The 17,235-nt window shown below is 64.3% G+C and carries 19 protein-coding genes, 1 tRNA gene and 3 pseudogenes; 8 read left to right on the top strand and 15 right to left on the bottom strand.

Annotated elements, in window-relative coordinates:
• The first annotated feature begins 40 nt into the window (after positions 1–40).
• Entirely contained in the window at positions 41–796 is a 756-nt protein-coding gene (gene truA, locus KDJ86_RS12900) for a tRNA pseudouridine(38-40) synthase TruA (RefSeq protein WP_291746367.1), read from the top strand.
• On the opposite strand, the gene KDJ86_RS12895 is transcribed toward truA, so the two are convergent.
• From KDJ86_RS12895 to argB, 8 genes are all read right to left on the bottom strand, one after another.
• Positions 786–1,376, bottom strand: a complete 591-nt coding sequence (locus KDJ86_RS12895; RefSeq protein WP_291746363.1) for a hypothetical protein — start codon at positions 1,374–1,376, stop codon at positions 786–788. The genes truA and KDJ86_RS12895 overlap by 11 nt on opposite strands.
• Before the next feature lie 95 nt (positions 1,377–1,471).
• Positions 1,472–2,074, bottom strand: coding sequence for a hypothetical protein (locus KDJ86_RS12890; RefSeq protein ID WP_291746359.1), 603 nt, complete (start codon positions 2,072–2,074; stop codon positions 1,472–1,474).
• Positions 2,067–3,239: a succinyl-diaminopimelate desuccinylase gene (gene dapE / locus KDJ86_RS12885; protein WP_291746357.1), complete on the bottom strand. Its 1,173-nt coding sequence runs from the start codon at positions 3,237–3,239 to the stop codon at positions 2,067–2,069. Before dapE ends, KDJ86_RS12890 begins: the two co-directional genes overlap by 8 nt.
• Positions 3,240–3,273: 34 nt before the next feature.
• Positions 3,274–3,645, bottom strand: coding sequence for a DUF805 domain-containing protein (locus tag KDJ86_RS12880; RefSeq protein ID WP_291746355.1), 372 nt, complete (start codon positions 3,643–3,645; stop codon positions 3,274–3,276).
• Between the two features lie 78 nt (positions 3,646–3,723).
• Positions 3,724–4,173 carry a DUF805 domain-containing protein gene (locus tag KDJ86_RS12875; protein ID WP_291746352.1) on the bottom strand — a complete coding sequence of 150 codons (450 nt, stop codon included), beginning with the start codon at positions 4,171–4,173 and terminating at the stop codon, positions 3,724–3,726.
• Between the two features lie 97 nt (positions 4,174–4,270).
• Positions 4,271–5,116, bottom strand: coding sequence for a 2,3,4,5-tetrahydropyridine-2,6-dicarboxylate N-succinyltransferase (gene dapD, locus KDJ86_RS12870; RefSeq protein ID WP_291746349.1), 846 nt, complete (start codon positions 5,114–5,116; stop codon positions 4,271–4,273).
• 102 nt (positions 5,117–5,218) lie between these two features.
• Positions 5,219–5,971, bottom strand: a complete 753-nt coding sequence (locus tag KDJ86_RS12865; RefSeq protein WP_291746346.1) for a pyrimidine 5'-nucleotidase — start codon at positions 5,969–5,971, stop codon at positions 5,219–5,221.
• Positions 5,968–6,873 (bottom strand): acetylglutamate kinase, encoded by a 906-nt coding sequence (argB, locus tag KDJ86_RS12860; protein ID WP_291746343.1) that lies wholly within the window; start codon positions 6,871–6,873, stop codon positions 5,968–5,970. The genes KDJ86_RS12865 and argB overlap by 4 nt, the downstream gene beginning before the upstream one ends.
• A 220-nt stretch (positions 6,874–7,093) precedes the next feature.
• Between argB and KDJ86_RS12855 the strand changes: the two genes are divergently transcribed.
• Entirely contained in the window at positions 7,094–7,381 is a 288-nt protein-coding gene (locus tag KDJ86_RS12855; protein ID WP_291746342.1) for a hypothetical protein, read from the top strand.
• Between the two features lie 15 nt (positions 7,382–7,396).
• On the opposite strand, the gene yihA is transcribed toward KDJ86_RS12855, so the two are convergent.
• The 5 genes and pseudogenes from yihA to rpmH all read right to left on the bottom strand — a co-directional run bounded on the left by yihA (position 7,397) and on the right by rpmH (position 11,242).
• A complete protein-coding gene (gene yihA, locus KDJ86_RS12850; RefSeq protein WP_291746340.1) occupies positions 7,397–8,035 on the bottom strand; it encodes a ribosome biogenesis GTP-binding protein YihA/YsxC in 639 nt (212 codons plus the stop codon).
• A 3-nt stretch (positions 8,036–8,038) separates the two neighbouring features.
• Positions 8,039–8,677: a CatB-related O-acetyltransferase gene (locus tag KDJ86_RS12845; RefSeq protein WP_291746337.1), complete on the bottom strand. Its 639-nt coding sequence runs from the start codon at positions 8,675–8,677 to the stop codon at positions 8,039–8,041.
• Between the two features lie 263 nt (positions 8,678–8,940).
• Positions 8,941–10,728: pseudogene (gene yidC / locus KDJ86_RS12840) on the bottom strand (membrane protein insertase YidC); the annotation flags it as partial.
• Positions 10,728–11,084 carry a ribonuclease P protein component gene (rnpA, locus tag KDJ86_RS12835; RefSeq protein WP_291746330.1) on the bottom strand — a complete coding sequence of 119 codons (357 nt, stop codon included), beginning with the start codon at positions 11,082–11,084 and terminating at the stop codon, positions 10,728–10,730. The pseudogene yidC and the gene rnpA, both read right to left, overlap by 1 nt.
• 23 nt (positions 11,085–11,107) lie before the next feature.
• Entirely contained in the window at positions 11,108–11,242 is a 135-nt protein-coding gene (gene rpmH, locus KDJ86_RS12830) for a 50S ribosomal protein L34 (RefSeq protein WP_026501365.1), read from the bottom strand.
• Positions 11,243–11,347: 105 nt separating this feature from the next.
• Here rpmH and KDJ86_RS12825 point away from each other — a divergent pair, with 105 nt between their 5' ends.
• The 5 genes from KDJ86_RS12825 to KDJ86_RS12805 all read left to right on the top strand — a co-directional run bounded on the left by KDJ86_RS12825 (position 11,348) and on the right by KDJ86_RS12805 (position 15,585).
• Positions 11,348–11,686 carry a DUF2188 domain-containing protein gene (locus tag KDJ86_RS12825; RefSeq protein WP_367116801.1) on the top strand — a complete coding sequence of 113 codons (339 nt, stop codon included), beginning with the start codon at positions 11,348–11,350 and terminating at the stop codon, positions 11,684–11,686.
• Between the two features lie 72 nt (positions 11,687–11,758).
• Entirely contained in the window at positions 11,759–12,334 is a 576-nt protein-coding gene (locus tag KDJ86_RS12820; protein ID WP_291746313.1) for a hypothetical protein, read from the top strand.
• 78 nt (positions 12,335–12,412) lie between these two features.
• Positions 12,413–13,843 carry a dihydrolipoyl dehydrogenase family protein gene (locus KDJ86_RS12815; protein ID WP_291746310.1) on the top strand — a complete coding sequence of 477 codons (1,431 nt, stop codon included), beginning with the start codon at positions 12,413–12,415 and terminating at the stop codon, positions 13,841–13,843.
• Positions 13,844–13,846: 3 nt separating this feature from the next.
• Positions 13,847–15,331: a sensor histidine kinase gene (locus KDJ86_RS12810; protein WP_291746308.1), complete on the top strand. Its 1,485-nt coding sequence runs from the start codon at positions 13,847–13,849 to the stop codon at positions 15,329–15,331.
• 177 nt (positions 15,332–15,508) lie between these two features.
• A tRNA-Arg gene (locus KDJ86_RS12805) sits at positions 15,509–15,585 on the top strand.
• Positions 15,586–16,078: 493 nt separating this feature from the next.
• Here the strand turns inward: KDJ86_RS12805 and KDJ86_RS12800 are convergent.
• Positions 16,079–16,234: pseudogene (locus KDJ86_RS12800) on the bottom strand (recombinase zinc ribbon domain-containing protein); the annotation flags it as partial.
• A gap of 99 nt (positions 16,235–16,333) precedes the next feature.
• Here KDJ86_RS12800 and KDJ86_RS12795 point away from each other — a divergent pair.
• Positions 16,334–16,516, top strand: a complete 183-nt coding sequence (locus KDJ86_RS12795; RefSeq protein WP_291746306.1) for a hypothetical protein — start codon at positions 16,334–16,336, stop codon at positions 16,514–16,516.
• A 132-nt stretch (positions 16,517–16,648) separates the two neighbouring features.
• On the opposite strand, the pseudogene KDJ86_RS12790 reads toward KDJ86_RS12795, so the two are convergent.
• Positions 16,649–17,116, bottom strand: a pseudogene (locus tag KDJ86_RS12790) (recombinase family protein); the annotation flags it as partial.
• Positions 17,117–17,235: the final 119 nt, after the last annotated feature.

Below are 17,235 nucleotides of genomic sequence, written 5' to 3'. Positions count from 1 at the left end.
GAATAAGGACGGATGCGAAACCCTCACCGAAAGACCGACCGTGCCGCGCTACAAGCTCACCATCGAATATGACGGCATTCCCTTCGTCGGCTGGCAGCGGCAGGAGAACGGCCCGTCCGTCCAGCAGGCGATCGAGGAGGCGGTCGCGGGCTTCGCCGGCGAGACGGTCGCCGTCAAGGGCGCCGGACGCACCGATGCCGGGGTCCACGCCCTCGGTCAGGTCGCCCATCTCGATCTCTCACGCGAATGGCCCGGCGACACGGTGCGTGACGCCCTCAACGCCCATCTGAGACCGGACCCGGTGAGCATCCTGTCGGCCGAGGCCGTCGACGCGAGCTTCGACGCCCGCTTCTCGGCCATCGCCCGGCACTATCTCTATCGCATCAGCGATCGCCGGGCGCCGCCGGCGCTGGAACGTGATCGCGTCTGGTGGGTGTCGGCCGGACTCGATTCCGAGCGGATGCACGAGGCGGCCCGCGCCTTCGTCGGCCGGCACGATTTCACCACCTTCCGGAACGCCCAGTGCCAGGCGAAGTCGCCGGTCCGGACGCTCGACCGGCTCGATGTCAGCCGCCACGGCGACGAGGTCGTCATCCGCGCCTCGGCGCGGTCCTTCCTGCATTCGCAGGTCCGCTCGATGGTTGGCACCCTGAAGAAGATCGGCGAAGGCCGCTGGCCGGTCGATGCCGCCGGGGAGGCGCTGGCGGCAAGGGATCGCAGCCGCTCCGGGCCGGTTGCTCCGGCCCATGGCCTCTACCTGGTCGCCGTCGACTATGGGCTCGGACCTATTCGGTGATGAAGACCTTGATCTGCCTCGGGTCGTTGTTACCTGGAATTGCAGACCCGCGGCTGTCGATCAGACGCGCAGTGAATTTTCCCGGGCAAATGGCATATCTGTAGTCGAACACCCTGAATTCATTGGATTCCTCCACAAGAACCAAATTCAGTTTTATGTCTTTTATTCCGATCTCAACTCCGGTTACGCCTAATGATTTCCATATTTCGCCAAGAGTCAGGGAGTCCAGGAATGATATCGCACCTTCAAATGCCCCAACTTCTCTAAGGGCTTTCTCTTTCGGCATTATTATTTGTTCGTTGTAACATTCTCCTTCCCTGGCAAAATATATAGCAACAACATTCATCGATGGATTTCGTAAATTTCCCCAGAAATAGATTGCGCTTTTACCATCGACTTTTGGCAGGCTTGAAATCGAAACGCTCGAGCCATCCGGGATTGGTTGCATGCATTGGCGGTCGACAACACGAACACAAAAGGAAGTGTCCCGTACATTCTGCCCGAGTGCCTCGGTCGAGAACGGAATTGCCAAAAGCGCGGCGGCGAGAAACCACGATGTCCATTTCGATCGTGCAACCATCGTTTCATCTCCGGACTTCAGCAAAGCTGCAATTTTAAGATGCTTCGAAAGATTTCACAATATTTACGTGCCCCGCTGGTGTGGTCCGTTGTTGGTCACGGCAAGTCCCGAGCCGCGAAGACCACGTCGAGGGACAGGGCGATCGTCAGGCTGACCGCAAGGTCGAGGACGACGATCCCGACGGCGAAGCCGATACCGGCGTCCATCGCCCGTCGGGCAACCAGGAAATTGTAGCGGAGCACCAGCATCAGCACGACGAGCATCAGGATGTTCGCCATGCCCGTATCGACCACCCCGATGATCACCAGCAATCCGATGATGCCGTAGGGGAGCAGCGCGATCACCGACGCCCAGTTGCGTGCGACGATGAACGCCGCATAGGTCCGCTGGATGCCGAGCGGCCGGGCGGCAAGCGCCAGCAGGATCGGCAGCGCGATCCAGTCGAGACCGAGGCCGACGACGCTGTCGAGGAAGAAGGCGCCGGCGGTCTGCTCGCTGCCGACCGGGGTATTGGCAAGCGTCATGACGCGCTCGGCCAGCGTCGACAGGATGTAGGCCGGCAGCAGAAGAAGGATCGCCCGGAAGGAGCGCCAGAACCCCTCGACGCTGAGGTCGAAATAGCGCATCGCGTCCGGTCGATCGAGGAACAGCTCCCAGGCGCCGGTCAGGGAACGGACGATCTCGTCCCGATCAAGCATCGGCGGCGGTCGCGAAATAGCGGTCGAGGAAGTCCCGGTAGATCGCGGCGAGCCCCGTCAGGTCGTCGATCGGCGCCCGCTCGTCGACCTGGTGCATGGTGTCGCCGACAAGGCCGAACTCGACCACCGGGCAGACACCCTTGAAGAAGCGCGCATCCGACGTGCCGCCGCCGGTCGACAGATCCGGCGTGATGCCCGTGACCGCTTCGATCGCCCTGGCGAGGGGCGCGATCAGCGCGTCGGACCGGGTCAGAAAGGATTCGCTCGCCCGATGGATGACGGTCAGCTCATAGGCGTCGCCGTCGGCCGCGGCATCGAGCTCGGCGCGGATGAAGTCGGTGAGCGACGCCACCGTCCAGCGGTCGTTGAAGCGGACGTTGAAGCGCGCCGTCGCTTCGCCGGGAATCACGTTGAAGGCCGGATTGCCGACGTCGACGCTGGTCAGTTCGAGGTTGGACGGCTGGAAATCGGTCGTGCCGTCGTCGAGGTGAGCGTTGGCAAGCCGATGCACGAGGCGCACCAGGCGCGGCACCGGATTGTCGGCGAGATGCGGATAGGCGGCATGGCCCTGCCGGCCGGGTACCCGGATCGTCGCCGAGAGGCTGCCGCGGCGGCCGATCTTCACCATATCGCCGAGGCGCGACACGCAGGTCGGCTCGCCGACCAGCGCGGCGCTGAATTCGTGGCCCTGCTTCAGGGCCCAGTCGAGCAGCTTGACCGTGCCGTTGATCGACGGCCCCTCCTCGTCGCCGGTGATCAGCAGCGACAGGGTGCCGGCCGGCCCGCCATGATCCGCCAGGAATGTCGAAGCCGCGGCGATGAAGGCGGCGATCCCGCCCTTCATGTCGACGGCGCCACGACCGAAGATCGCGCCTTCCGCGATCTCGGCGGCAAAGGGCGGATGGGTCCAGCGGTCGACATCACCCGGCGGCACGACGTCGGTGTGGCCGGCAAAGACCAGATGCGGCGGACGGTCGCCGATCGTCGCGAAGAGGTTCTCGACGTCCGGCGTGCCGGGCTCCGAGAAGACGAGGCGCTCGGTCCTGAAGCCCGCCTCGGTCAGAAGGTCGGCGAGATATTGCAGGGCGCCGCCCTCGGCCGGGGTGACGGAAGGGCAGGCAATCAGCGCCTTCAGGCAGGCGACGGGATCGATGATGTCGGTCATGGGGGCCGATCTATCGCCCCCGGCGGTCCCGGCGTCAATCCGGACGGAACCGGGGCGCGGGCCCGTAGGCATTCGACCCGGCATTGCCCTCGACAACGGCGAGCGCGATCAGCCAGAAGATGCCGACGACCGGAACCAGGAGCAGAAGGCAGAAGACGCCCGAGATACCAATGTCGTGGCACCGCTTCACGGCCATGACCAGTTGCGCGGCCAGCATCGGAAGCCAGAGGCTGATCAATGCCAGCGAGGCAAGGGTCGCCCAGTCCTTCCGGCTGAGCAGGAGCGCGATGAGGGTCGCGTTGACCGCGAGAAGCAGCCCGGCGCCCAGAATGTATTCGCGCCGGGCGATTCGCCCCTGCGGCCGGAAGAAGAAGGCGAGAAAATCCTCGAGGCCAACAGAACGCATGGGACCGGGACGGGCTGACGGGCGCGGCCAAGCCTCGCGGGCCGCGCCGCCGAAGTTAACCGGCCGGCCGGTCCGCGGTCAGCGCCCCTCGAGGGGGTCCGGCCCGTATTCGTTGGACCCGACGGTGCCGCGCAGGAAGCCGAGCTCGATCAGGTACCAGATGCCGACGATCAGCAGCAGGACACCGAAGATCCAGTCGAGCGCATTCTGATTGAATGGATTGCCCATGACGCCGATCGTGGTCAGCAGCGACTGCAGGAATGCCAGACCGACACCGATCAGCGCCAGCTTGCCGGGCTTGCCGCGATCCTGGAAGCGCTTGGCGGAAATCGCATAGGACGGATAGAGAAGGACGATATTCAGGATCAGCAGGGCGATACGGCCGCCGACCGTAAAGACGCCGCCGAGGAGCCAGCTGATGATGACGCCGAGAACGACGGCTATGACGACAAGGACGACAAGCCCGGCCCACCATTGACTGCGTGGAATCCGGCCGCTCGTCGATGTGAGGATATATGCGAAATCCATGGGGGCCCTCCGCTCTCCAACAGGAATTTCCCCCCGATCATAGCTGAGTCGGCACGGTTTCGACACCGCTGCCGGTGCTCGACGAATCCTGCCGCAATCAGTCCCTGAGCAACTCGTTGACGCTGGTCTTGGCGCGGGTCTGCTCGTCGACCCGCTTGACGATCACCGCGCAATAGAGCGACGGGCCCGGCTCGCCATTGGCCATCGGCTTGCCCGGCAGCGAACCGGGAACCACCACCGAATAGGGCGGCACACGGCCGCGATGGACCTCGCCGGTCGCTCGGTCGACGATCTTGGTCGAAGCGCCGATGTAAACACCCATCGACAGCACCGCGCCCTCGCCGACGACGACGCCCTCGGCAACCTCGGAGCGGGCTCCGATGAAGCAATTATCCTCGATGATCACCGGACCGGCCTGGAGCGGCTCGAGAACGCCGCCGATCCCGGCGCCACCGGAGATGTGGCAATTCCTGCCGATCTGGGCGCAGGAACCGACCGTCGCCCAGGTATCGACCATCGTGCCCTCGTCGACATAGGCGCCAAGATTGACGAAGGACGGCATCAGCACGACGCCGGGCGCGATGAAGGCCGAATGACGGACGATGCAACTCGGCACGGCCCGAAAGCCCGCCTTCTCGAACTCGGGCGCGCCCCAGCCGCTGAACTTCGACGGCACCTTGTCCCACCACGACGCGCCGCCCGGCCCGCCCTTGATCGGCGCCATCGGATTGAGCCGGAAGGACAGCAACACGGCCTTCTTCAGCCACTGATTGACGACCCAGTCGCCCGCCTGCTTCTCGGCGACCCGCACCTCGCCCCGGTCGAGAAGGCCGAGCGCGGTTTCGACCGCGTCGCGCACGGCGCCGGTTGTCGCGGCGCTGATCGTCTCGCGCTCGTCAAAGGCATTGTCGATACTGGTTTGCAGGGCGGCGATATCGGCCATCAGGTTCCTCGGTACAGGGCTTGGTTTTTTCGCGCCGGAACCTAGGCGATGGCAGCCCGTGGCGCAATCGTCCGCGCTGACGTCGCTCCGTGCCGCGGGCACTCACCCACCCGGCACGGCAATCGCGTCGAGTACCGCGTCCAGGAACCCGCTGAGATCGTCGGTGACGAACTGGACATGCGGTTCGTCGCGCCCTTCCGCCTCCCAGTCCTCGTGGAACACCTCGCGGGTGCCGCCGGGAACGACGAGGATGGTGCGCATGCCGAGCGCTGCCGGAACCGCAAGGTTCCGCGACAGGTCCTCGAACATGGCCGCCCGTGTCGGGTCGATGCCGGTCTCGGCGACGAAGCCGTCATAGGTCTCGCGATTGGGCTTCGGCAGGAGCTTCGAGCGGACGATGTCGAAGATGTCCTCGAAATGGTCGGTGATGCCGAGGCGGGCGGCGACCTTCTCGGCATGGGCGCGGCTGCCATTGGTGAAGATGAACTTCCGCCCGGGCAGGCGCTGCAGCGCCGATGCCAGCCTTGGATCCGGCTTCACCGGCGAGTGGTCGATGTCGTGGACGAATTCGAGGAACTCGTCGGGTGCGATCCCGTGTTCCTCCATCAGGCCGCGGAGCGTCGTCCCGTAGCGCCGGTAATAGTCCTTCTGGACGTCGCGGGCCTCGGCCGGCTCCAGTTCCAGCAGCCGCCCGACATAGTCGTGGATACGCTGGTCGACCTGGAGAAACAGGTTGGCGTGGCGCGGGTAGAGCGTGTTGTCGAGGTCGAAAATCCAGCCGTCGACCGACGAGAAGCGTTCGAGGTCGCCGGGTGTATGCCCGTTCGCCGGACGCGTTGGACGTGCATGGCTCATGGCAGGATCAGCGTTCCGGCGCCGTGGTCGGTGAAGAGTTCGAGCAGCACCGAATGCGGGGTCTTGCCGTTGAGGATGACGACGCCCTCGACCCCCTGATCGAGCGCCTCCATGCAGGTCTCGACCTTGGGGATCATGCCGCCCGAGATCGTGCCGTCGGCGATCAGCGCCCTGACCTCGGCGACGGTCAGCTGCTTGAGCAGCCTGCCGTCGCGGTCGAGCACGCCGGGCACGTCGGTGAGGAAGAGCAGCCGCGCCGCGTTCAGCGACCCGGCGATGGCGCCGGCGAAGGTATCCGCGTTGACGTTGTAGGTCTCGCCGTCGGCCCCGGGGGCCACGGGCGCGATCACGGGGATCAGCTCGGCGCCGAGCAGCATGTCGATCACCGCCCGGTTGATCGTCTTCGGTTCGCCGACAAAGCCGAGGTCGATCGCCCGTTCGATGTTCGAATCCGGATCGATCTCGGTGCGCTTGATCTTCTCGGCAACGACCATGTTGCCGTCCTTGCCCGAGAGACCGACCGCCTTGCCGCCCTCGGCATTGATCGCCATGACGATCTCCTTGTTGATCGAGCCGGCAAGCACCATCTCGACGACGTGGACGGTCCGCTTGTCGGTCACCCGAAGCCCGGCGCGGAATTCCGACTGGATGTCCAGCTTCTTGAGCATCTCGCCGATCTGCGGACCACCACCATGGACGACGACGGGGCGGACGCCGGATGTCTCGATCATGGTGATGTCGCGGGCGAAAGCCTTGGAAAGCTCGGCATCGCCCATCGCATGGCCGCCGTATTTGACGACGACGATCCTGCCCTCGTAGCGCAGCATATAGGGCAGCGCCGCCGAAATGAGGCGCGCCCGCGTAATGGCGAGTTCGGTGTCCTGATCGTAGGTGTCGGCCATGCAAGCGCTCTCGGTGAAGACGGGTGGCCTCTATAACCGCTCGGCCGCGAAGCGACAATCGCAACGCCATGCCCGGGCCCGGGCAAGCCGGTCCCCGCGGCGACCGCTTGAAACTCGTCCGGAGCCTGCGTAGAAGCCGAATGCGTCTCCGGGCCGGCCGCCGATTCCTTCGGTGCCCCGCTTCGGGCCTGTCCAGCTTGCCAGCGGGGTTCAGCCAGGCATGTTCCGTCTTCTCCTCGTCGTGATCGTCGTCGCCCTGGCGCTGCCGCTCCTCCTCGAAGGCACGATGTCGCCCTGCGAGGCGCTCGAGCGGCGGCTGGCGCAGGCCCAGGCCCGCAATGCCGGCGCGCCGGGCCTCTCCGACCTCCTCTCCCCATCCACCCCCGAGGTCTCAGGCACGGGCATGGCTTCGGCAACGGTCGCCCGGCACTATCCCGACCTGCCCGAGCCGGCGGCCTGCTACCTCGTCTATTACGAGACCTATTACCATTCGATCGTCGGCGGCTGACCCCGGCGCGCCGGCTCAGAGAAGGTCGGCGATCGCCGCGCGCAACTCGGGGATGCCGAGCCCGGTACGCGACGCGGTCACCATCACCTCGGGATAGGCGGCCGGGCGCCTGGCGATCGCGCGCCCGGTTTCCGCCTTGACCGCTTCGAGCGCGCCTTGCTTGGGCTGATCGCACTTGGTCAGCACGATCTGGTAGGAGACCGCGGCCTGGTCGAGCAGGTCGAGGGCCTCCCTGTCGTTGTCCTTGACGCCGTGCCGGGCGTCGATCAGCACGTAGACCCGGCGCAGGTTCGAACGCCCACGAAGATAATCGAAGACAAGCCTGGTCCAGTTATCGATCGCCCTCTTCGAAGCGCGCGCGTAGCCATATCCCGGCATGTCGACGATCGTCAGCGCTTCGTGCGCCGCGAAGAAGTTCAGCTCGCGGGTCCGGCCGGGCGTATTCGAGGTGCGCGCCAGCGCCTTCTGGCCGGTCAGCGCATTGATCAGCGAGGATTTTCCGACATTCGACCGCCCGGCGAAGGCGACCTCGATCCCGCCCTGGGGCGGCAGGCCGGACACCGTCCCGACGCTCATGACATAGGCCCAAGGGCCGGCGAACAGGAGCCGTCCCCGTTCCAGCCTTGCCGCGTCTTCTTCCGTCCCTACCGTCATCGCTCAGGCGGCGTTCCGCAATGCTTCGATATCGCCGCCGCGGATCGCCGCAAGGTTGCGGGTGATCTTCTCCACCGGCCATGACCACCAGGCGATATCGAGGAGCGCGGCGACCGTATCGTCGTCGAACCGCCGGCGGATCGCGCGGGCCGGGTTGCCGCCGGCCACCGCATAGGGCGCGACATCGCTTGTCACGACCGAGCGCGATGCCACGATTGCCCCGTCGCCGATCGTCACGCCGGGCATCACCATCGCCTCCATGCCTATCCACACGTCGTTGCCGACGATCGTATCGCCGCGACAGGTGCTCCGATAGGCCGCCGGGTCGAAGCCCGCCTCCCAGCCTTTGGCGAAGATATTGAAGGGGTAGGTCGAGAAGCCGTCCATCACGTGGTTGGCCCCGTTCATGACGAAACGCACATCGCGGGCCAGCGCCGTGAAGCGGCCGATGATCAGCCGGTCGCCGATGAAGTCATAGTGGTAGAGGACGCACTTGTCGGCGAAGGAATCCGGCCCGGCCGGGTCGTCGTAATAGGTGTAGTCGCCGATCTCGATGTTGGGCCGGTCGACCAGCGGCTTGAGGAAGCCGACGCGCGGGAAATCCGGCATCGGATACCGCTCGCGGGGATCGGGGCCGTTCATCTCCTTCGCGCGGCGATGCGGCGGCCTCAGGCCTCCGCCGGCCGGGTCGGCTTGCCGGTCGATTTCCCGCGCTTGGAGGCCGACTTGGCCTTCGGCGCGGCCTTCTTCTTCGGGCCCGCGGCCTTGGCCGGCGCGGCTTTCGCCGGCGCTTCGGAATCGTTGGCCGGCTTCGGTGCCGCGATCGACTTCGCGGCGCTCGTCTTGGGAGGAGCACCACCGGTTCCGTCGCCGGACGATCCCTTCTTCAGGCCGATCGACTCGAGGATGTTGCCGAGCAGGTTCACGTCGACGCCCTGGCGCCGCATGATGAAATATTGCTGGGCGACCGAAAGCGTGTTGTTCCAGGCCCAGTAGATCACCAGCCCGGCCGGGAAGCCGGCCAGCATGAACATGAAGATCAGCGGCATCCAGGTGAAGATCATCCGCTGGGCCGGGTCCGGCGGCGTCGGGTTGAGCCGCATCTGGACGAACATCGAAATGCCCATCAGCAACGGCCAGACGCCCAGCATCAGGAAATGCGGCGGCGTCCACGGAATCAGCCCGAAAAGGTTGAAGATCGTCGTCGGGTCTGGCGCCGAAAGGTCCTGGATCCAGCCGAAGAACGGCGCGTGGCGCATCTCGATGGTGACGAACAGCACCTTGTAGAGCGAGAAGAAGACCGGGATCTGGATCGCGATCGGCCAGCAGCCTGCCAGCGGATTGATCTTCTCCTTCTTGTAGAGCTCCATCAAGGCCTGTTGCTGCTTGACCTTGTCGTCCTTGTACTGCTCGCGCAGCGCGGCCATCTGCGGCTGCACCTTCTTCATCGCGCTCATCGACTTGTAGGACTTGTTGGCGAGCGGGAAGAAGAGCGCCTTGACGATGACGGTCACCGCGAGGATGGCGACGCCGAAGTTGCCGAGCATGCGGTACAGGAAGTCGATGAGGAAAAACATCGGCTTGGTGATGAAGTAGAACCAGCCCCAGTCGATCAGCAGCTCGAAGCTCTCGATGTCGTAGGTCGTCTGGTAGCCGTCGACGACCGACACCTGTTTCGCGCCGGCAAACAGACGGCTGGTGCTCTCGGCCGTGCTGCCCGGCTGGACGGTCAGCGGCGCGCTGCTGAAATCGGCCTGGTATCGCGGCGAGGGATCGACGGACCTGAGGAACCGCCCGGTGAAGTCCTGGTCGGCCGGCGGGACCAGCGTCGCCGCCCAGTATTTGTCGGTGATGCCAAGCCAGCCGCGCTTCGTCGGCTCCATGGTCATCGGCGGCGCGTCCTTGAGGTCCTTGTAGTCGACCTCCTCCAGTCCCTGGTCGCCGAAGACCCCGATCAGGCCCTCGTGGAGAATGAAATAGCCGGAGATATTCGGCTCGCCGAGCCGGGTTACGCGGCCATAAGGCGACATCGTCACCGGCGCGGCGCCGTTGTTGGTCACCGTCTCGGTGACCGTGAACATGTAATATTCGTCGATGGAGATGGTGCGCTTGAAGACCAGCCCCTGCCCGTTGTCATAGGTGAGCGTCACCGGGGTCGCTTCGGACAGCGTCGCTCCCGCCGGAACCTCCCAGATCGTGTCGGGACCGGGCAACGCGCCCGGGGCGTTGTCGCCGATCCAGCCGAACTCGGCGAAATAGCCGTCGGGGCCGTCGGCCGGCGACAGCAGGATGATCGTCGGGCTCGACTTGTCGACCGTCTCGTGGAAATCGTTGAGGCGGACGTCGTCGATCCGTCCGCCGCGAAGATTGATCGAACCGCTGACGCGCTCGGTGGCGATCGGCACGCGCGACGATTCAGCAAGCGCCTGGTCGCGGGTCAGCGCGCCGCCGGAGGCCTTGTCTTGCGGCACCGCGCCTGACGCCGCGCCCGGCGTCTCGGGAACGCCCGGCGCCGCGCCCTCGCCCGTCGCGGCGGGCGGCGTGCCGGCGGCCTTCTGATCCGCGGCAACCTGCTGCTCGAGCTGCTGCTGCTGCCGCGCCTTTTCGATCTGCGGCCCGGCAATGAAATATTGCCAGCCGATGAGCACCGCGATCGACAGCGCGATGGCGATCAGAAAGTTCTTGTTGTCCATCATGACCCGGACCTGTCTCCGGCGACCTCGTTTTGCGACAATGCAGCCATCCCGCTCCTTAGATCGTCAACGAGTCGGTCAAAAGGAAGGCGTAGGGCCGCCCTGCGCCCAATCAGCACATAATCCGTACTCGCGGCCACGGCATCGGGGGCCGAAAGCCTGACCACCTCCCGAAGCCGGCGACGGATGCGATTGCGTACGACGGCGTTGCCGATCTTCTTCGTCACCGTGAAGCCGAAACGTGGTGGGCGACCCGCTTCGGCCACCTGCAACGCCTGAAGGACGAAGCCGGGCCGCGATATCCTGCGACCCCGCCCCACTGCCAGAAATTCACGCCGACGCCGCAGCCGCTCCATCGTCCCGGCGTCCGGGCCGGAATTCAGGCAGACAGCCGCTTGCGGCCACGGGCACGACGGGCTGCGATGACCTTCCGGCCGCCGGTAGTCGCCATCCGGGCGCGGAAGCCGTGCCGGCGCTTGCGCACCAGTTTGCTTGGTTGATACGTCCGTTTCATCTTTACATCTCCGCGCGGGAACGCGTCGGGCTTATAAGGTTCGGGCCGAATCGAGTCAACGGAGGTAGGCCGGTGTAGGTTCTGGCTTGGACGCAACGAACATCCATGCTGATGACGGCGGGACCAGATCCCGCACGAAAGCAGAAGAGGTCATGCATCACTTTGACGCCGACAGGTAGTAGCTATATTTCCTGTATTGGTTGTGCTTGGAGAATCGAGATGTCGAAGGGTCAGCATGTGGTACCGAGTGGCGGAAGATGGAGCGTCCGCAGCGCTGGGGCCAAGCGAGCGAGCGGGACGTTTGCCACTCAGGAAGAGGCAATAGCGGACGCTCGCCAGAGGGCACGACGGCAAGGTACCGAGCTCTATATTCATGGTCGCGACGGCAGGATTCGCGAACGAAACACATACACCGGTCGTGATCCCTATCCGCCAAAGGGATAGGCAGTGCCGAGAACGCCGTTTGAGGGAAGTGTATTCGTTAATTCTCCTTTCGACGACGAATACGCTCCTCTGTTGGAAGCGGCCCTGTTTTGCGTGGTCTATTTCGGCTTTACCCCGCGTCTAGCCAACGAGCGCCTCGAAACCGGCGAGAACCGCCTCGACAAGATTGTCGAGATGATCAAGTGCTCGAAATATTCAATTCATGACCTTTCACGTTGTCATGCCACCGAGCCCGGCGAGTCCTTTCGGATGAATATGCCCTTTGAGTACGGTATTGATGTGGGCTTCCGCCGTAGTGGGGGGCGGCCGTTCGGCCAAAAGAAATTTCTGATCTTTGAAGGAAAACAATACGATCTAAAAGCGGCCTTGTCGGATATTGCTGGTCAGGACGTCGAGTTTCACGACTATGAATACGAGACCGTTATCAGAAAGGTGCGTGACTTCTTTCGTGTAGAGGCCGGCGTTACTCCGCCGGGACCCTCCATGCTCGTTTCCGACTACGCCACCTTCCAAGGGTGGATGATTGAAAAGAAAATCTATGAAGGCCATTCGGAGGGCGAGGCTCTGAACGTGCCGACTCGTGAGCGCCTGGATGAGATGAAGCGATGGAACGCTCTTGGCAGGCCTGATGTCTTCGATCCGGAGTGAGTGGAGAGGCGACGCCCCGGCCGTCGCATCGCAACCCATCTATCTAGCTCTAACTTTCCCGCCCGGCTAAACAGACCCATGGCTGAAGAGTTGAACCCCGATATCTGCGTCATCGGTGGCGGGCCCGGCGGTATTGCCGTCGCGGTCGCCGCGGCAAACGCCAATATTCCGGTCGTTCTGGCCGAAAAGGGGAATCTCGGCGGGACAAACGTCTCCGGGACGATCCCTTCCAAGGCCCTGATCGCCGCGGCCAACCGCTACGAGGCCTTGCGAAGCGGCCCGCTTCTCGGCGTCACCGGCGCTCCCCTCCAGGTCAATCTGGCCAAGGTCCACGAGCATATCCGCTCGGCGATGGACGCGGTCGCCGCCAATAATTCGGCCGAAAGGCTCTCCGCACTCGGCGTGACGGTGATCCGGGCGCCGGTCCGCTTCGTCGATCAACGAACCGCCGTCGCGGGCGATGCGACCATTCGCGCCAGGCGTTTCGTGATCGCGACCGGCGCGAGACCGGCGGCTCCCCGGATTCCCGGCATCGAGGACGTCGACTGCCTGACCTTCGACACCCTTTTCGACGCGACGCGGAAGATGGGCCACCTGATCGTGCTGGGCGCCACCCGCTACGGGCTCGAGCTCGCCCAGGCCTATACCCGGCTCGGCATCGACGCCACCGTCATCGACGACCGCCCCGCCCTTGCCGACCAGGATCCCGAGCTCGTCGCCCTGGTCCTCGAGCGCCTCCACGCGGAAGGCATCCGGATTCGCGACAGGACACCGATCGTCGCTGTCGCCCGGCGGCGGGGCGGCGTGCGCGTCACGGTCGCCGGGCGCTCGGAAGGCGAGGAAATCCCCGTCGACGGCAGCCATCTCCTGCTCGCCACCGGAAGCAGGCCTAATGTCGACGGCCTGTCGCTCGACCGGGCCGGCATCGAACTGGACGAATCCGGCATCAAGGTCGATCGCCAGCTCCGAACCACCAACAGCCGCGTCTATGCGATCGGCGACGTGGTCGCGGGTGCACCGAGCGTCAGCCGTGCGGAACACCACGCGGATATCGTGGTGAAGTCGGCGCTGCAGCACGCCCTGGTGCGCGGCGATCCCGACGCGGCGCCGGCCCAGGTCCTGACTGACCCGCCGCTTGCCTCGGTCGGGCTTCGCGAGTCCGAGGCCGAGCACAGGCACAGGAGCATAAGGGTCCTGCGGCTCCCGTTCAGCGAGAGCGACCTCGCCCAGACCGAGCGCGCCACCGCCGGGCTGATCAAGGTGATCGCGACCGATCGCGGACAGATCGTCGGCGCGGCCGCGGTCGGCCGCGAGGCCGGCGAGATCATCGCCCTGTGGTCGCTGGCGATCGCCAACCGTCTGGATATCTCGGCAATCCAGTCCTTCGTCGCCCCCTATCCAACCCGCTCGGACATATCGCGCCGCGCCGCCGCGACTTTCACGGGCCTTGGTTTGACGCCCCAGCCGAAGTGGCGCATCATTGATTTGCTTAGAAAATTCGGCGGATAGGCGATGGACGACCGTCCACGAAACCCGCAGACCGAGACAATCGCACCTCAGACAGCGTCGAAGATGCCCCGCGCCCGCCGCGGCAGGGGCCTGTCATGGAAGCTGCTGATCCTGACCCTGCTCTTCATTTCGGTGAGCGCGGTCCTGATCTACGTCCCCTCGATCGCCAACTTCCGCCTGACCTGGCTCTCCGACCGGCTGGCGATGGCCGATACCGCCAGCGTCGTGCTGGCCGCCGCCGATACGGTCGATATCCCCCGCGATATCCAGGACCAGCTGCTCGCGGCGGTCGGCGCCACGGCGATCGCCATCCGCAACGGTTCGGTCAGCCGGCTGATCACGACCGACGACATGCCGCACGAGGTCGACCGGACCGTCGATCTCAGGATGATGGAGCCGGTTGCCGACATCTTCGATGCCTTCGAGACGCTGCTCGCGCCGGATGAGCGGATGCTGCGGGTCATCGGCAATTCGCGCAACAGCGGCTCCGTCGAGCTGGTCATCACCGATACGCCGCTCCGCGACGCGATGCTGAGCTACTCCGCCCGGATCCTGTGGCTCGCCGTGCTGATCTCGGTGATCCTGTCGGGCCTCCTCTTCCTCAGCGTCGGCCGCATGTTCGTGCAGCCGATGCGGCGGCTGTCGCAGAACATGGTGGCCTTCTCGGAGGCGCCGGACGACACCTCGCGGGTGATCACGCCGAGCGGCCGCGGCGACGAGATCGGCGTCGCCGAGGAGCATCTCGCCTCGATGCAGCACGACCTCCAGACAACGCTTCGCGAGCAGCGCCACCTGGCCGATCTCGGCCTCGCCGTGTCGAAGATCAACCATGATCTCCGCAACATGCTGGCCTCGGCCCAGCTTTTCTCGGACCGTCTGGGCAGCCTCCCCGACCCCACCGTCCAGCGTTTCGCACCGAAGCTGATCGGGGCCCTCGACCGGGCCATCTCCTATTGCCAGAACACGCTCGCCTATGGCCGGGCCCGCGAGGCACCGCCGGAGCGCCGCCTGCTGGCGCTCGACCGTCTGGTCGACGATGTCGCGGACGTGCTCGGCCTCGTCGGACATCCGACGATCGCTTTCGAAAACGCCGTGCCGGAAGGGCTCGAGGTCGACGCCGATCCCGACCAGCTGTTCCGCATCCTGGTCAACCTCGGGCGCAACGCCGTCCAGGCGCTCGAGAGCGATCCCTCCCCGGCCATCATCCGACGCCTGACGATCTCGGCCGAACGCCACAACGGCGACGCGGTGATCCGGGTCGACGATACCGGTCCGGGCGTCCCGGAGGCGGCGCGCGCCAATCTCTTCCGCGCTTTCCAGGGCACGGTCCGGCCAGGCGGCACCGGGCTCGGACTGGCGATCGCGGCGGAGCTTGCCCGCGCCCATGGCGGCTCGGTGACGCTGATCGACAAGGCAGGACCCGGCGCCGGTTTCCGGATCGTCATCCCCTATCGCCGCGACACGAACGGCCGGCAGCGGGCGGGCTGAGGCCGGCCTGCGTCAGCCCTACCAGGCGCGAAAGCCCGAAACGGGGCGCGTCGCCGGGCCCCGAGCGGCCGGACGGTCATCGCTCACGAGTGGACGAAGGCCATCGCCGCGCTTGCATTCCCGGCGGACCTTCATTAGCTATTGCCGCCGTCCGGACCGTTACGCGGTTCCCGGCGCGCGCCCGTAGCTCAGCTGGATAGAGCACCAGACTACGAATCTGGGGGTCAGGAGTTCGAATCTTCTCGGGCGCGCCATCTCGCTTTTTCCACTGTAAATCTCACCTAACGCCTTGAATGGAAAGGCGAAATTAGGTGTTCGAAGTCCCTCATTTCGGCTATAGGCCAACGGCTCCAGAAATGCCAGTCTGAGGACCGTTTTCTTGCCGATCAGATCGGTATTACTCCATATTTTCCAAGGGCTTGAGAGAAACTGGAGCGCGTGTTCGAACGACTCTTCCAGGGTAAGCCGGGGTTTGCCGCTGGCAGCCAGTTTTTCTTCAGCAAGAACCTTTTCCCGTTCCAGCTTCGATATTCTCTTCTCGTAGGCTGAGATCACGGACGCATTGCCCGAATCGACGATACGGTCGAGCAGTACTTCGATCTGCTTCTCCACTTGGACGATGTTCGACTTGAGCGCCTTAGCCGCGTGAGCAGCTTGGGCGAGGCGCATGTCCCAAGCATCCTTGAACATCGCCTTGACCAATTTGAACAGGTTCTCGGACGGCTCAAGACGCTGCAATACATCCTCGAACTCAGCTTCAAGCTTTTCGCGCTTAATCGACTTGCGATAGCTTGCGCAGCCCTTTGTGGCGCAGAGGTAGTAGGGATATTTCTGGTGCTTGCCCTGCGACCAGCAGGCCGTCAGCGGCTTGCCGCAGTCATCGCACAGGATGAACCCACGCAAGGGAAAGTCCGCGCTAATGTCTTTGCGAGCCGGAGCCTTTGCCGTGCTGTTTAGGCGCGCCTGTATCTTCTCGAAGGTCTCGAAGCTGATAAGGCCCTCGTGCTGACCCTTGCGCAAGCTGACGCCCCAATCTGGGGCTTCGACGTATCCGGCATAGGTAACCCGCGTCAGCAGGTCTTTGACCCGCTGATTACGGATTTCGCCGTTCGGCAAATCCTTCGGGAAGGAGGGCTGCCGTTCAAGGAAGCGTTTGACCTCAACCTGCGTTGCAAAGCGCCCTGAGGCGTAACCTTCAAGAGCTTCTTGCAACACCGAAGCATTGGGCTCGTCGCGGACGAGCACCTTGCCGTGCCCGGCTTGACGCTCGTAACGATACCCGACGGGAGGATGAAAAACGCAGTATCCGTTCTGCACCCTTGCGCGCATACGGTTCTTGGTTTGCTCTGCGTTCTTTTGGCGCTGGTGTTCGGACACCGAAGCCAACAGATGCTCGACAAGCTGGGAGTCCGAATCCCCGCCAAACTCGACCGAAGGGCTGACCAGAACGCCACCGGCATCCTCAATATCAAGTCGCAAATCGATATGGGTTCTTAGACCGCGCGCTAGGCGGCTAATGTCATCGATGATGACCGCATGGGTTTCTCTCGGCTGCTTCTTGAGAAAAGCGAGCATAGCCAGCATCCCAGGTCGCGACGTGAGACTGCCGGAGGCGTCGTCGCGGAAGACCTCGACGACCTCATATCCTCTGTGCTTGGCAAACTCGCGGCACCGCGTCTCCTGAGAGGCAAGACCGTCGCCATGTACCGTTTGCTTGGTGCTCGATACGCGGCAATAAATGACGGCTTTCCCGATCTCCTGGTGATGTTTTTCGTGTATGTTCATTCTACCTCCAGACCGCCCATCGGGCTGGAATCTCTAGCGTTTTCGGTTTTGTCCAAGTCCTTCGATCTTACCTTATCGAAGTCCTCCTTTGGCCGCTGAGAGGATTTCTCCGAATCTTG

The sequence above is a fragment of the Bauldia sp. genome (genome assembly GCF_020442045.1).
In the GTDB taxonomy this organism is placed as follows: Bacteria; Pseudomonadota; Alphaproteobacteria; order Rhizobiales; family Kaistiaceae; genus Bauldia.
This window is presented reverse-complemented; position numbering and strand designations above follow the sequence as displayed.